The sequence below is a fragment of the Eggerthella lenta DSM 2243 genome, from assembly GCF_000024265.1.
Lineage (GTDB): Bacteria > Actinomycetota > Coriobacteriia > Coriobacteriales > Eggerthellaceae > Eggerthella > Eggerthella lenta.
The window spans coordinates 3560164-3575350 of record NC_013204.1 but is presented as its reverse complement, the minus strand read 5'-3'; the positions used below and the strand labels follow the sequence as shown (position 1 = coordinate 3575350).

The 15187-nt window shown below is 65.1% G+C and carries 12 protein-coding genes; 10 read left to right on the top strand and 2 right to left on the bottom strand.

Translation table 11 applies throughout. The annotated features are described in order from the left end of the window. Window positions 1-121 precede the first annotated feature (121 nt). The 7 genes from hypE (at window position 122) to clpB (ending at window position 8691) form a co-directional block, all read left to right on the top strand. The gene (gene hypE, locus ELEN_RS15400; RefSeq protein ID WP_009305424.1) at window positions 122-1144 is read left to right on the top strand and encodes a hydrogenase expression/formation protein HypE; all 1023 of its coding nucleotides are present in this window, start codon (window positions 122-124) and stop codon (window positions 1142-1144) included. 245 nt (window positions 1145-1389) lie between these two features. Beyond that, window positions 1390-1578 carry a 4Fe-4S binding protein gene (locus ELEN_RS15395; protein WP_009305423.1) on the top strand — a complete coding sequence of 63 codons (189 nt, stop codon included), beginning with the start codon at window positions 1390-1392 and terminating at the stop codon, window positions 1576-1578. 378 nt (window positions 1579-1956) lie between these two features. Then, the gene (gene dnaK, locus ELEN_RS15390; RefSeq protein WP_015761526.1) at window positions 1957-3867 is read left to right on the top strand and encodes a molecular chaperone DnaK; all 1911 of its coding nucleotides are present in this window, start codon (window positions 1957-1959) and stop codon (window positions 3865-3867) included. Between the two features lie 5 nt (window positions 3868-3872). Beyond that, window positions 3873-4589, top strand: coding sequence for a nucleotide exchange factor GrpE (locus ELEN_RS15385; protein WP_015761525.1), 717 nt, complete (start codon window positions 3873-3875; stop codon window positions 4587-4589). 80 nt (window positions 4590-4669) lie between these two features. Next, on the top strand, window positions 4670-5617 hold the full coding sequence (locus ELEN_RS15380) for a DnaJ C-terminal domain-containing protein (RefSeq protein WP_009608498.1): 948 nt from the start codon (window positions 4670-4672) through the stop codon (window positions 5615-5617). Further along, window positions 5617-6009, top strand: coding sequence for a heat shock protein transcriptional repressor HspR (locus ELEN_RS15375; protein WP_009305419.1), 393 nt, complete (start codon window positions 5617-5619; stop codon window positions 6007-6009). Before ELEN_RS15380 ends, ELEN_RS15375 begins: the two co-directional genes overlap by 1 nt. Before the next feature lie 18 nt (window positions 6010-6027). Next, window positions 6028-8691: an ATP-dependent chaperone ClpB gene (gene clpB / locus ELEN_RS15370; RefSeq protein ID WP_009305418.1), complete on the top strand. Its 2664-nt coding sequence runs from the start codon at window positions 6028-6030 to the stop codon at window positions 8689-8691. 182 nt (window positions 8692-8873) lie between these two features. Here clpB and ELEN_RS15365 read toward each other — a convergent pair whose 3' ends face one another. Further along, window positions 8874-9827: an aminopeptidase gene (locus ELEN_RS15365; protein WP_009305417.1), complete on the bottom strand. Its 954-nt coding sequence runs from the start codon at window positions 9825-9827 to the stop codon at window positions 8874-8876. A gap of 106 nt (window positions 9828-9933) precedes the next feature. After that, window positions 9934-10896, bottom strand: a complete 963-nt coding sequence (locus ELEN_RS15360) for a DUF1177 domain-containing protein (protein ID WP_015761524.1) — start codon at window positions 10894-10896, stop codon at window positions 9934-9936. Between the two features lie 108 nt (window positions 10897-11004). On the opposite strand from ELEN_RS15360, the gene ELEN_RS15355 reads away from it, so the two are divergent. The 3 genes from ELEN_RS15355 (at window position 11005) to ELEN_RS15345 (ending at window position 15067) form a co-directional block, all read left to right on the top strand. After that, a complete protein-coding gene (locus ELEN_RS15355; RefSeq protein ID WP_009305415.1) occupies window positions 11005-12114 on the top strand; it encodes a DUF917 domain-containing protein in 1110 nt (369 codons plus the stop codon). Then, the gene (locus tag ELEN_RS15350; protein WP_015761523.1) at window positions 12114-13694 is read left to right on the top strand and encodes a hydantoinase/oxoprolinase N-terminal domain-containing protein; all 1581 of its coding nucleotides are present in this window, start codon (window positions 12114-12116) and stop codon (window positions 13692-13694) included. Before ELEN_RS15355 ends, ELEN_RS15350 begins: the two co-directional genes overlap by 1 nt. A gap of 530 nt (window positions 13695-14224) precedes the next feature. After that, on the top strand, window positions 14225-15067 hold the full coding sequence (locus ELEN_RS15345; RefSeq protein WP_009305412.1) for a nitrilase-related carbon-nitrogen hydrolase: 843 nt from the start codon (window positions 14225-14227) through the stop codon (window positions 15065-15067). Window positions 15068-15187: the final 120 nt, after the last annotated feature.

The following is a 15187-nucleotide window of genomic DNA, read 5'->3' as shown; positions in this document are numbered from 1 at the left end:
GCGCGGCCGCGAAGCGGAGCGATCTCGGGCGCCGCGGAAACCCTCGTCGGCTTTGCAGGACGGGCGGTGTTTCACGTGAAACATTCGTTCGCATCGACTCACGAGAAGGGCAAGGAGCTTTATGGATACCACGGTCATGCTGGGGCACGGCAGCGGCGGGACGATGATGAAGCGCATCATCGACGATGTGTTCTTCGCCGCGTACGCCGGCGACGAGCTGCTGCGCGGCGACGACGCGGCGGTGCTGCCCGCGCCCGCTCCGGGCGAGCGGCTGGCGTTCTCCACCGACAGCTTCGTGGTGACGCCGCATTTCTTCCCGGGCGGCGACATCGGACGCCTCGCCGTGTGCGGCACGGTGAACGACGTGGCCACGAGCGGCGCCGTGCCGCGCTACCTCAGCTGCGGCTTCGTGCTGGAGGAGGGCTTCCCCATTGAGGATCTCAAGCGCATCTGCGCCTCCATGGCGGAATGCGCGCAGGAGGCCGGCGTGCATCTGGTCACCGGCGACACGAAAGTGGTGAACCGCGGCCACGGCGACGGCGTGTACATCAACACGAGCGGCGTGGGCACCATTCCCGAAGGCGTGAACCTGGGTGGCGCGCAGTGCAAGCCGGGCGACAAAGTGCTGGTCACCGGCACGCTGGGTGATCACGGCATCACCATCATGAGCTGCCGCGAGAGCTTGAGCTTCTCGGCCGATCTGGAAAGCGACGCGGCCCCGCTCAACCACCTCATCGCCGAGGTGTTGGCGGCGGCGCCGAACACGCGCTGCTTCCGCGACCCGACGCGCGGCGGCCTGGCCTCCACGCTGAACGAGCTGGCTGCCCAGTCGAACACGGACATCACGGTGGAGGAAGACGCCATCCCCGTGAAGCCGGCCGTGCAGGGCGCGTGCGAGATGCTGGGCTACGACGTGCTGCAGGTGGCGAACGAGGGCAAGATGGTGTGCGTTGTGGCGGCCGAGGAGGCCGACGCAGCGCTCGCGGCCATGCGCGCGAACCGGTACGGCGCCGATGCGGCCATCATCGGCGAGGTGTCGGCCGCCCGTCCCGAGCGCGGCTCCAAGGTGTTCCTGCGCACGGCGTTCGGCGGTACGCGCATCCTCGACATGCTGGTGGGCGAGCAATTGCCGCGCATTTGCTAGAAGCTCTCCATGCAGCACCCTCATGCGTATGGAAGAGAGCGCTGACATGCGCAAAGGCCTTCGATAGCGCCTTTCGGGGCATGAAAGCGGCGGCGCTTTCGATAGAGAATTTGCCGCCGCACCCTGAGAAATTCGCCATTTCTTCTTGCATTTGCGGACAACAATGGTATCTTGCGGGCATAAAGTTTTTGGGGAAGTGACCCGACGCATCCCGTCGGAATGCTTTAGACGAGAAGGAGTTAACTATGTCTCACCCGGTTATCGAAGCCGATGAGTGCATCGGTTGCGGCATCTGCGTCGATGCCTGCCCGCAGGAAGTGCTCGAAGTGGTCGGCGGCGTCGCTGAGGTCGTGAACGAGGACGCCTGCATCGCGTGCGGCGACTGCGTCGAGGAGTGCCCCATGGGTGCGATCCCCGAGGTCATCGAGGACTAACCTCCCGCTCAATTCGCTTTCGACAAGCGCAACGAGAACCCCTGTCTCTTTCATGAGGCGGGGGTTCTTTGCGTTCGGGAAACAAGTGCGTGGAAGCGGCGTAACGGTGCGGCGCGAGAGGAGCGCAATAGGCATTCGATAGCTATAGTTTGGGACGTTAACAAAACTTATATGACAAATTGGTAACTAACTTGACAGCATGAGACTTAGATTATATAGTCCAATTTGTCGAAGCGAGGTTGAGCTTGCGGATCGCATCTCCAAGCCGCCGCCCTTCGTCCACCGAGTGCGCCCTCAGGGCGTGCTTTGGCGCATAAACAGAAACCGACTGCTAACGACTTACTTAGGTAACAACTCCAACAGAGAGGAAGCAGGATAATGAGCAAGATTCTTGGTATCGACTTGGGCACGACGAACTCCGCCATGGCCGTCATGGAGGGCTCCGAGCCCGAAATCCTCGTGAACGCCGAGGGCGACCGCACCACCCCGTCGGTCGAGGGCTTCCGCAAGGACGGCGAGCGCGTCGTGGGCAAGGCCGCGAAGAACCAGGCCGTCACGAACCCCGAGAACACCGTGTCGTCCGTGAAGCGCTTCATCGGCCGTTCCTACGACGAGACGCCGGAAGAGCGCAAGACCGTCAGCTACAAGCTGCAGAAGGGCAAGGACGGCCGCGCGGTGGTCGACATCGACGGCAAGGACTACACGCCGGAGGAAATCTCCGCCATGGTACTGCAGAAGCTGAAGAACGACGCCGAGAAGCAGCTGGGCTCCCCGGTGACGCAGGCCGTCATCACGGTGCCCGCGTACTTCAACGACGCGCAGCGCCAGGCCACGAAGGACGCCGGCAAGATCGCGGGCCTCGAAGTGCTCCGCATCATCAACGAGCCCACGGCCGCCGCGCTGGCCTACGGCCTCGACAAGACCAACAAGGATGAGAAGATCCTCGTCTTCGACCTGGGCGGCGGTACGTTCGACGTGTCCATCCTGGAGCTGGGCGACGGCGTGTTCGAGGTTGCGTCCACCGCGGGCGACAACCACCTGGGCGGCGACGACTGGGACCAGCGCATCATCGACTGGATGGCTGACAAGTTCCAGGCCGAGAACGGCATCGACCTGCGCCAGGACAAGATGGCTCTGCAGCGTTTGAAGGAAGCCGCCGAGAAGGCGAAGATGGAGCTGTCCTCCACCACGCAGGCCAACATCAACCTGCCGTTCATCACGGCCGACGCTTCCGGCCCGAAGCACCTCGACTACACGCTGACGCGCGCCGAGTTCGAGCGCATCACGAAGGATCTGCTCGACCGCGTGAAGAAGCCCGTTGAGCAGGCGCTCAAGGATGCCGGCCTCAAGACGGGCGACATCGACGAGGTCATCCTCGTGGGCGGCTCCACCCGTATGCCCGCCGTGCAGGACCTCGTGAAGAAGCTCACCGGCAAGGATCCGAACATGTCCGTGAACCCGGACGAGGTCGTGGCCATGGGTGCGGCGGTCCAGGGCGGCGTGCTGGCCGGCGACGTCGAGGGCATCCTGCTGCTCGACGTGACCCCGCTGTCGCTGGGCGTGGAGACGATGGGCGGCGTCATGACGAAGATGATCGAGCGCAACACCACCATCCCCACCCGCAAGACCGAGATCTACTCCACCGCGTCCGACAACCAGACGTCGGTCGAGGTGCACGTGCTGCAGGGCGAGCGCCAGATGGCCTCCGACAACAAGACGCTGGGCAAGTTCCAGCTCACCGGCATCCCGGCTGCGCGCCGTGGTGTGCCGCAGATCGAGGTCACTTTCGACATCGACGCCAACGGCATCGTGAACGTGTCGGCGAAGGACCTGGGCACCGGCAAGCAGCAGCAGATCACCATCTCCGGCTCCACCGCGCTGAACGACGACGAGGTCGAGCGCATGGTGAAGGACGCCGAGGCCCATGCCGAGGAAGACGCCAAGCGCAAGGAAGAGATCGAGGTTCGCAACAACGCCGACGCGTTGGTGAACGCCACCGAGCAGACGCTCCAGGAAGTGGGCGACAAGGCTCCGGCCGACGTGAAGTCCGCCGCTGAGGAGGCCATCGCCGAGGCGAAGCAGGCGCTCGAGGGCTCCGACATGGACGCCATCAAGGCCGCGACCGAGAAGATGCAGCAGGCGGGCTACAAGCTGGCCGAGGTCGTGTACTCCACGCAGGGCCCGGACGCCGCTTCGCAGGCCGCTGCCGCCGAGTCCACCCCGGCCGATGACACCATCGAAGCCGACTACGAGGTCGTCGAGGACGACGACAAGAAGGAAGGGAAGTAATCGCTATGGCCCAGCCCAACCAGCCCACGCCCGAGCGCGCGGCTCAAGGCGCAGGCAAGAGCATTCCCGTCGAAGACGACCGTCCTGCGGATGCGAAAGCCCAGCCGCAGGCCCGGCCCGCCGACGCGAGCGGCAGCAAGGAAACCCCCTCTTCCGACGCTGCCGCCGCGGAAGCGGCGCCGCAAGGCGAGGCGATCGAGGCCGAGGTCATCGAAGACGCCGGCCCTTCGGCTGACGAGCAGGTGGCTCAGGCCAAGGCGGAGGCCCAGGATTGGCAGGACAAGTACCTGCGCCTGCACGCCGAGTGGGACACGTATCGCCGCCGCACCACCGAGCAGCGCGAGGTCGAGAAGGCGCGCGCGACGGAGAAGCTGGTCACCAGCCTGCTGCCCGTCATCGACGACTTCGAGCGCACCATCGACTACGCGACGAAGAACGGCGAAGGCGGCCTGTTCGACGGCGTAAAGGCCGTGCATGCGAAGCTCGTCGACGTGCTGAAGAAGGACGGCGTTGAGGTTATCGACCCGGCCGGCGAAGCGTTCGACGCGCTGGAAGCGCAAGCGGTGGCCACGGTGGACGATGCCAGCGTGCCCGACGAGACGGTGTCCGAGGTATACCAACGAGGTTACAAGATGGGAACGAAAGTTCTCAGGCCTGCAATGGTAACCGTCACCTCCGGCGGTCCCAAACGGGAGAAACCGCAGGAAGACGCGGAAAAGTAAAAGCAAACGACCAGAGCGGGCAAGGCCAAGAGGCTGCCCGCTTTTGGTTTACTCGATAGATTGAGGAGGTGGAGCGTTTTATGGCGGCGACTCCTGATTACTACAAGACGCTGGGCGTTCCACGCACGGCGACGGCCGACGAGATAAAGAAGGCCTTTCGCAAGCTCGCGCGCACCCATCACCCCGACGCCGGCGGCGACGAGGCGAAGTTCAAAGAGCTGAACGAAGCGTACGAGGTGCTGTCGGACGACAAGAAACGCAAGCTCTACGACCAGTACGGCACGGCGAACGAGAACCAGATCCCCCAGGGCTGGGGCGGCGGCTCGGTCAACGTCGAGGACATCTTCGGCGGCGCGGGCGGCGGCTTCGGCAGCTGGGCCGACATCCTGGAAAGCATCCGCCACGGCGAAGGCGCGTTCGGAACGGACTGGGACTTCAACGATATGTCCGGTTTCGGGGGCGGCCGCCAGCCGCGTCCGCGCAAGGGCCAGGACATGAACGTCACCCTCAACGTGACGTTCGACGAGGCCTTCAAAGGCGCCGAGAAGCGCGTGACCGTGCGTGTCCCCGGTCGCGGCGAGTCCGAGACGCTCACCGTGAAGATCCCGGCGGGCGCCGTGGACGGCGGGCGCCTGCGCTTCAAGGGCAAGGGCGGCCCGGGCGAGAACGGCGGTGCTGCAGGCGACCTGCTGATCACCACCAAGATCGATCCGCATCCGTACTACACTCGTAAAGGCGCCGACGTGCTGATGGACGTGCCCGTGAGCGTGGCGGAAGCTGCACTGGGCGCCAGCGTGGTGGTTCCCGCGCCCGACGGCACGAAGGTGCGCGTGCGCGTGCCGAAGGGCACGCAGGACGACACCGTGCTGTCGGTGAGGGGCAAAGGCGCCCCCAAGGTGAAGGGCGACGGCTCGGGCGACCTTAAGATCACCGTGAAGGTGGTCGTGCCCAAGGAGATGAACGAAGGCCAGAAGAAGGCCATGGAAGATTATTTAGCGGCTACGACCGATGATGTGAGGAGCTGGTGATGAGCGACCGAACCGACCGCAACCGCCCGCTGTACATGATCAGCGTGGCCGCGCAGCTGGCGGGCGTTCACCCGCAAACGCTGCGAGCATATGAACAGAAGGGGCTCGTATCGCCCCAGCGCACGAGCGGCAACACCCGCATGTACTCGCCGGCCGACATCGAGCGGCTCGAGCTGATCAACGAGCTGACGAGCGAGGGCATCAACCTGGCGGGCGTCATCCGCATTCTCGACCTCCAGGGCCGCCTGGAGGAGCGCGACACCGAGCTGGACGACCTGCACAAGCGCGTGCGCCGTCTGGCCGATCGCGTGCACGAGCTTGAAACGCGCGAAAGCGTGAACGCCCTCGTGCGCGTATCCGACTTACCGACTGCTTTGCGGCAGCTGCCCTAAGCGAAGGAGGAACGTTGTATGAACATGGGTAACCTGAACAAGCTAGCCCTGACCGCTCAGGAAGCGCTGCAACAGACGATTGTCATCGCTTCCGAGAACGAGTCATCGCAGGCAGAGCCCATTCACATGTTGAAGGCTCTGCTGGAATCGAAAGAGAACAACCTGTCCGCTATCATCAAGCGCATCGGTGCCGAGCCGTTCCAGCTGCAGGCCAACGTGGATGCCGAGATCCAGCGCATGCCGAAGGTCAGCGGGAACCCCGGCATGATGAGCGGCGTGCCTGGCCCGGCCCTGATGAACCTCATCGACAACGCCGTCAAGATCGCCGAGAAGCTGGGCGACAGCTACGCCACCAGCGAGCATCTGCTGATCGCGCTGTCCGAGGAGAAGGGCGCCGCGGGCAAGATCCTCACTACGGCCGGCGTCACGCGCAAGAGCATCGAGGCTGCCTACGAGGAGCTGCGCGGCGACACGCGCGTCACCGACCAGCAGAACAAAGTGCAGTTCGAGGCGCTGGAGCAGTACGGCCAGAACCTCACGCAGAAGGCGCGCGAAGGCAAGCTCGACCCGGTCATCGGCCGCGCCGAGGAGATCCGCCGCACCATCCAGGTGCTGTCGCGCCGCACGAAGAACAACCCCGTGCTCATCGGCGAGCCGGGCACCGGCAAGACGGCCATCGTCGAGGGCCTGGCTCAGCGCATCGTGGCCGGCGACGTGCCCTCTTCGCTGAAGGACCGCGACCTCGTGGCGCTCGACCTGGGCGCGATGGTGGCCGGCGCGAAGTATCGCGGCGAGTTCGAGGACCGCTTGAAGGCCGTGCTGCGCGAGGTGAAGCAGAGCGAAGGACGCATCATCCTGTTCATCGACGAGCTGCACACCATCGTGGGCGCCGGCTCCACGGGCGACAGCTCCATGGACGCGGGCAACATGCTGAAGCCCGCGCTGGCCCGCGGCGAGCTGCATGCCATCGGCGCCACCACGCTGGACGAGTACCGCAAGTACATCGAGAAGGACGCCGCGCTCGAGCGCCGCTTCCAGCCCGTGCTGGTCACCGAGCCCACGGTGGAGGACACCATCGCCATCCTGCGCGGTTTGAAGGAGAAGTACGAGATCCACCACGGCGTGCGCATCACCGACGCCGCCATCGTGGCGGCGGCCGAGCTGTCGAACCGCTACATCTCCGACCGCTTCCTTCCCGACAAGGCCATCGACCTCATGGACGAGGCCGCCAGCCGCCTGCGCATCGAGATCGACTCGATGCCCGAGGAGGTGGACGCCGCCGAGCGCAAGCTCACCCAGATGCAGATCGAGGAGCAGGCGCTCATGAAGGAGAGCGACCAGGCCTCGCAAGAGCGCCTGGAAGCGCTGCGCCGCGAGATCGCCACGGCTCAGGAGGACCTCGACAAGCGCAAGGCCGAGTGGCAGAACGAGAAGGACGCCATCGAGCACGTGCAGAACCTCAAGAGCGACCTCGAGGGCGCGCAGCTTGAAGAGGAGCGCGCCACCCGCGAGGGCGACCTGGTGAAGGCCTCCGAGATCCGCTACGCGCGCATTCCCGCGCTGCAGCAGCAGCTGCATGCGGCCGAGGAAGAGCTGAACGTGAAGCAGCAGGACGGCGCCATCCTCAAGGAGGAGGTGTCGGACGACGAGATCGCCGAGGTCGTTTCCACGTGGACGGGCATTCCCGTGCAGAAGATGATGCAGGGCGAGATGGCCAAGCTGGTCGACCTGGAGGACAAGCTGCACGAGCGCGTGGTGGGCCAGGACGAGGCCGTGTCCTCGGTGGCCGGCGCCATCCGCCGCAACCGCGCCGGGTTGTCCGACCCGAACCGTCCCATCGGCTCGTTTTTGTTCCTGGGACCCACGGGCGTGGGCAAGACCGAGCTGGCGAAGGCGCTGGCCGAGTACCTGTTCGACAGCGAGAAGGCCATGGTGCGCATCGACATGTCCGAGTACATGGAGAAGTTCTCGGTGCAGCGCCTGATCGGCGCGCCTCCGGGGTACGTGGGTTATGACGAGGGCGGCCAGCTGACCGAGGCCGTGCGCCGCAAGCCTTATTCGGTGATCCTGCTCGACGAGATCGAGAAGGCGCACCCGGACGTGTTCAACATCCTGTTGCAGGTGCTGGACGACGGCCGCCTGACCGACGGCCAGGGCCGCGTGGTGTCGTTCAAGAACGCCATCATCATCATGACGTCGAACGTGGGATCGCAGTTCATCCGCGAGTTCGCCGAGCACGGCGACGAGAAGGCTATGAAGCAGGCCATCGACGGCGCCCTGCGCGCGACGTTCCGCCCCGAGTTCATCAACCGCATCGATGACGTGGTGGTGTTCAACGCGCTGAACATGACGAACATCGAGCCTATCGTCGATTTGCAGCTGGAAGAAGTGCGCGACCGTCTGGCCGACCGCCGCATCACGCTCGACGTGACGCCGGCGGCGATGGAGCACCTGTCCATCGACGGCTACGATCCCATCTTCGGAGCGCGTCCGTTGAAGCGCCTCATCCAAAAGGAGATCGTCGACCGCATCGCCCAGAAGGTGGTGGAAGGCAAGCTGCGCGATCGCAGCCATGTGCTGATCAGCATCGACCAGGACGGCAACTACGAATGCACCGTGGAAGAGCCCCTGGAGCTGGACGCCATGCCCCTCGACGACCTGCTGACCGAAGGCGATAAGTAAGTCGTCTGGACAGAACGAGCGCGGCTTCCCGCAAGGTCGCAACACGTAAACGGCCCGGCATTTGCCGGGCCGTTTACGTGTTGCGGCGCCGATCCGTCGGCTCCGCGCCCCGTTTCACCGCCCCGTCCGCAGGAGTGTTTCACTTGGAACAACCCAGGCGGTTGCGGAGGGTTGCTAGTTCGCTACAGGAACTCGCCCTTGCGGATGACGCATTCGTCGTCGAGGTAGAGGGTGGGGTTGAGGATGATGCCGTCGAGGTGGCAGTCCGCTTTGGTGATGCCGCCGAACGAGGTGTTCGTGCCGAAGGCGATGTGGACGGTGCCGTAGAGCTTCTCGTCTTCGAGGATGATGCCGCACAGCTTCGCGGCCTCGTTCGTGCCGATGCCCAGCTCGGCGATGGTGCCGTTTTCGGGCTGTTCGAACAGCACGCTCAGGCGTTCGGCGTAGGGGCCCTGCGCGTCGGCGCCCTCGATGCGCGTGAGGCGTCCGTTCTCGATGGTGACCGTCATCGGCTCGGTCAGCGTGCCGATGCCCACCATCGAGCCGTCGATGACGGCCGTCCCGTTCGCCCCGTCTTCGAGCGGTGCGATGTACGCCTCGCCCGAGGGGAAGTTGCCGCTGGCACCCGGCTCGCGGTACACGCCGGGGCTGGCCACGCCGTCGCGCCCTGTCAGCGCAAGTTCCAGCACATGGCCATCCTTCTCGATGCGCGCATGCTTCGCGTGCGTCAGGCGCTCGGTGAGTTGGCGGGTGCGTCGCTCCACCTGGTCGTAGTCGGCGCAGGCGGCGCCGTCGCGCAGCATGTCCATGGTAATGCCGGGCATGGTGACCACGCGCGTGCCCGCCGCTGCTGCCTTGATGCGCGCGTTCGTGTGCGTGATGGACTTCGCCGTGGGGCACAGTGCGACGTCGGCCGCCTTCATAGCCGCCGCTACCGGCGCGGGCGGTTCCTCGCCGGCTACCGAGCCTTCGGGCATCTGCATGATGAGAGCCCGATGATCCATGGCGCGTGCCGCTTCGTAGAACAGCTCGCCCACCTCGCGGGTGGGGTCATCGGTGACGACCAGCAGCGTCTCGCCTGGCTGAAGCGCAAGATTCGTTTCGATAATGGTGCGTGCACGTTGCTGTAGATCCATAGGATAACCTTTCAAGTCATGAAATGTTTCACGTGAAACATTCGTGCCTTCGGCGCTTCGCTCGGGATGACGACCCGCGTACTGTGTTCGGGATGGCGAACAGCGCTTACGCCTCCGGATCCTCGGCGGGCAAGGCGCCCATGCCTTGCAGGTGGGTCATGCTTCCGTAGCGTTCGACGAAACGGGCGTACTCGTCTTCGTCGTAGAACGCGCACTTGCCTTCGCCGAACGCCTTCGCCGCCTCGATCATGAACGACCCCGCCTCGTCCAGGTCGGTCAGGTGGGTGGCTCCGGTCGCGCAGCCGGGTACGGCCGTCTCGGTGGTGATGGCCACGCCCACGACAGGCGCGTCGGTGGCGGTGCACGGCTGCAGGATGGAGTTCAGGTGGTACAGCCCGTTGCCGTACGGCGTGATGTCGGCCATGGACAGCGGATATGTGCGCGCGCGACGCCCGGTGGCGATTTCCACCAGCGACACGAGGTCTTCGCTGACGCGCATGATGCAGCCCTGCTTCACCGTGGGAGAGATCATGAAGCCGCGTTTGTTCATGATGCGGTTGCCCTTCGTCGTGTCCACCACCAGCACGGCGTCCAGCTGCGTGCCGCCCACCTCCTCGCGGTTCACGTCGGCCGTGGCCACGGGCGATCCCATGAACGCCACCGGCTCGTGCGGGAACGTAGGCGCGTGCGGGCACACGTGCGTGGAGACGAACACGTCGCCCGGCAGCACGTCGCCGCGTGCGTGCATCGACAGCAGTTTCGCCGCGCAGGCCAGCGCGGTCAGCGCGCCGTCGCCATCTGACACGAAGCCGATGCGCTCGGGCCGCGCGCCCAAGCCGCCCAAGCGTCCCAGCAAGCCGATGGTGGGCGCCTCGCCGCCGGCGGCGCGCCCGCGCGAACCGGGGATGCGCACGCGCACCATGTCGGTGGAGCCCTTCGGCCCCTCCAGCACGTACGTTTCGGCATCGCACGCGGGGTCGATGCCGCGCAGGTACTCCACCACGCCCGCGCCGCTTGCGGAGGGCGAGTCCAGCAGGTCGTAGAGTTCGATCAACTGTTTGAAAATCATGGGAGGTATCTCCTTTTGTTTGTATCGCGGTCGCTTTCCTCGTTCGATTCCATGATAATACGGTTCAATGCGGTTCATAGCATCTTCGACGAAAGGTTCCATTCCATCATGAGAAGGAAAATCGGCATCAAAGAGATCGAGGACATGGCGCTTGGCGCGACGGTTCTCGGCGCCGGCGGGGGCGGCGACCCGTACGTCGGCAAGCTCATGGCCATCGAGGCCATCAAGAAGTACGGCGAGGTGGAGCTCATCTCGCCCGACGAAGTTCCTGACGACGCCGTGGTGTGCGTGTCCCAGATGATGGGCGCCCCCACCATCATGGTGGAGAAGATCTGCAGCGGCCTGGAGCCCATGGCCACGTACGACGAGCTGGTGAAGGAGCTGGGCCAGGAGCCGTACGCCATCTACGCGGTGGAAGCCGGCGGCGTGAACTCCACCATCCCGTTCATCCTGGCGGCCACGCGCCGCATCCCCGTGGTGGACTGCGATCTCATGGGCCGCGCGTTCCCCGAGCTGCAGATGACCACGCTGGGCATCAACGGCGTGAAGGGACAGCCCGCCGTCATGGCCGATGAGAAGGGCAACACGGTCACGGTGCGCGCGATCGACGACAAGTGGCTCGAGCGCATCTCGCGCCAGGCCACGTCGGTGATGGGCGGTTACACCATCCTGGCGTCGTATCCGTGCACGGGGCGCCAGCTCAAGGACTACTGCATCCCCGACACGCCTACGCTGTGCGAGGAGATCGGCCGCACGCTGCGCGAGGCGCGCGAGCAGCATGCCGACCCCATCGAGGCCGTGCTGAACGTGACGAACGGGTTTCGCCTGTTCCGCGGCAAAGTGGTGGACGTCGAGCGCAAGACCGACGGCATGTTCGTGCGCGGTCGCGCCGTGGTGGACGGGCTCGACCAGGACAAGGGCAGCCAGCTTATCATCGAGTTCCAGAACGAGAACCTCATCGCGCTGCGCGACGGCCAGCCGGTGACCACGTCGCCCGACCTCATCATGTCGCTGGACATGGAGTCCGGCTCGCCCGTGACTACCGAGGGCCTGAAGTACGGCGCTCGCATTGTGGTGGTGGGCATGCCCTGCGCGCCGCAGTGGCGCACGCCCGAGGGCCTGGCCGTGGTAGGGCCGCGCGCGTTCGGCTACGACATCGACTACGTGCCGGTTGAGCAGCGCGTCGCCGCGATGAACAACGAGGAGGTGCAGGCGTAATGGCAGATCAGAAGCGCATCTGGCGTCTGGGTATCGACGTGGGCGGCACGAACACCGACGCGGTGGTCATCGACGGCGACCTCAAGCTGGTGGCCGCGACGAAAAGCCCCACCACCGAGGACGTCATGAGCGGCATCGTGGCCGCCATGCACGAGGTGATCACCCAGATCGGTGCCGACGAGGCGCGCAACATCGGGTTCGCCATGCTGGGCACCACGCATTGCACGAACGCCATCGTCGAGCGCAAGCGCCTGAACAAGGTGGCCGCGCTGCGCGTGGGCGCTCCGGCCACGACGGCCATCAGCTGCATGGCTGACTGGCCCGACGAGCTGAAGAACGCCATGCGCGTGCGCGACTTCCTCGTGCACGGCGGCAACGAGTTCGACGGTCGCGAGATCAGCGCGCTGTCGGAAGACGAGATCCGCGAGGTCGCGCGCGTCGTGCGCGAAGAGGGCTTCGAGTCCGTGGCCGTGACCAGCGTGTTCTCGCCGGTGTCCGACGCGCACGAGAAGCGCGCCGCCGCCGTTCTGCGCGAGGAGCTGGGCGAGGGCTTCCCCATCACGCTGTCGTCGGAGATCGGGTCGCTCGGCTTCCTCGAGCGCGAGAACGCGTCCATCCTGAACGCGGCGCTGTACGACGTGGCGCGCACGACGGCCGACAGCTTCGAGGCGGCGCTCGCGTCTGAGGGCCTCGCCGATGTGGCTGTGTACCTGGGCCAGAACGACGGCACGCTCATGAGCGTGGACTACGCGAAGCGTTACCCCATCTTCACCATCGCGTGCGGGCCTACGAACTCCATCCGCGGCGCGTCGTTCTTGACGCAGGAGAAGGACGCCGTGGTCGTCGACATCGGCGGCACCACCACCGACGTGGGCGTGCTGGCGCACGGCTTCCCGCGCGAGAGCATGGTGGCCGTGGAAATCGGCGACGTGCGCACGAACTTCCGCATGCCCGACCTGGTGTCGGTGGGCCTCGGCGGCGGCTCGCTCGTGCGCCAGCTGGAGGACGGCAGCGTGACGGTGGGCCCCGACAGCGTGGGCTACCTGGTCACGAAGAAGGCGCGGTGCTTCGGCGGCGACACGCTGACTGCGACCGATATCGTGGTGGCGAAGGGCCTGGCCGAGGGCGTGGGCGATCCGACGCTGGTGGCCGACCTCGAGCCGGCGCTCGTGGACGCGGCCTATGCCGAGATCACGCGCATCATCGAGGACGCGGTGGACGCGATGAAGACTTCGGCCGGCGACGTGACGGTGATTCTCGTGGGCGGCGGCTCCATCCTGGCGCCCGACCAGCTGGAAGGCTCGGACAACGTGCTGCGCCCTGAGAACTTCGGCGTGGCGAACGCGGTGGGTTCGGCCATCGCGCAGGTGTCCGGCCAGATCGCCAAGGTGTTCTCGCTGACCGAGACGCCGCGCGAGCAGGCGCTTGCCGAGTCGAAGCAGCGTGCGTGCGACGAGGCCATCGAAGCCGGCGCCGATCCGAGCACCGTGGAAGTGGTCGACGTCGAGGACATCCCGATGGCCTATCTGGGCGATGCGCTCTGCATTCGCGTCAAAGCCGTCGGCGATCTGATGCTTTAACTGATTTTTGTCGGTTCGTCGTTGCCTTGGCTCGCGTACGCGTTGCTTGTATAATGAGGTAAGCCGCAGGGAGGGGCTAGACTCCCCACGGCTATCGGATCGCTCAGGCGGTTTGGGTTTAGTGTTTGCGCTCCTTTCCCCGATGGGTTAGGAGCGCCTCTTTTATCACCAAAATAAGCTCGATGACGCGAGAAACAAACTCCAAAAGCGCACTAGCCAGCACCATAAAATCCCAAGCGGTCACGGTCTTCACCTCCATCCATCAAAATTATGAGGGGGAGAGGCACCGCGCCGCCTTCGCTGCATCCGCGCTATATAGTATAGGCAGCTCGTCTTACGTCTCGATGGCGCGCATCACTATGGAAAGTCGCTCGAATCTCGCACAGATTCCACGCGGTTCCAATGCTATTTCTACGTACCTTGCCCGGTATTCCGACGCGTTTCTAGCGCTGGTTCAACTGAGGGCGTGCAAGGCGCTTTGATCATGAGATAATGCAGCGAAACGGTTTGAGGCGTTGAAGGAGAAACCCATGACCGAAACGAAACAAGCGGCTGGCGGCCGCACGGTGCATTTGGCACTGGTTCAGTTCGAGAGCGTGCTGTGCGATCCGGCAGCGAATACCCAAAAGGCGTGCCGGATGATCGCCGAGGCGGCTGCCGAAGGCGCCGACCTCGTGGTGTTGCCCGAGCTGTTCTCTACAGGCTACGAGCTGAACATTGTCGGCCCTCACGTGCCCGAACTGGCCGAGCCGGTAGACGGCCCCACGGTGCGTGCGCTGCAAGACGCTGCCCGCGCAGGCAACTGCTACGTGGTGGCGGGCCTCGCGCTCGCGTACGATATGGCTGGGGTCCCGTTCAACAGCTCGGTCGTCATCGATCGCCAGGGGGAGCTTCTGGGCACGTACGACAAGCAGCATCTGTGGGCGCTCGAGCGCTTCTACTTCCGCTCCGGCTGCGACTGCCCGGTGTTCGACACCGACTTCGGGCGCATCGGCGTGATGATCTGCTACGACATGGGCTTCCCCGAGGTCGCGCGCATGCTGGCGCTGCAGGGGGCTGATCTTATCCTGTGCCCCTCGGCGTGGTGCCAGGAGGATATGGACGTGTGGGACGTGAACGCGCCCGCCCGCGCGCTAGAGAACACTGCGTTCGTGGCGGCCGTGAACCGTTACGGCGTCGAGGATCAGCTGGTCATGCCGGGCCACACGAAGGTGTGCAACCCGCGCGGCCACGTGGTGGCCGAGCTGGCCGAAGAGGCCGAAGGGGTGCTGCATGTGGAGCTCGACCTGAACGAAGTGGTCGATTATCGCCAGCGCAGCCCCTACCTGCGCGACCGTCGCCCCGACCTTTACGATCTGGTGCTGCTCCCATAAAACGAAGTCCGACACAGGATCTTGCGTCTGAAGACGTCGCCGCAAAGCAAGAAGCCCCCGATGTTTCACGTGAAACATCGGGAGCTTCGCATTGCTGAGCAGGGCTTTCGCGGTGAAAAC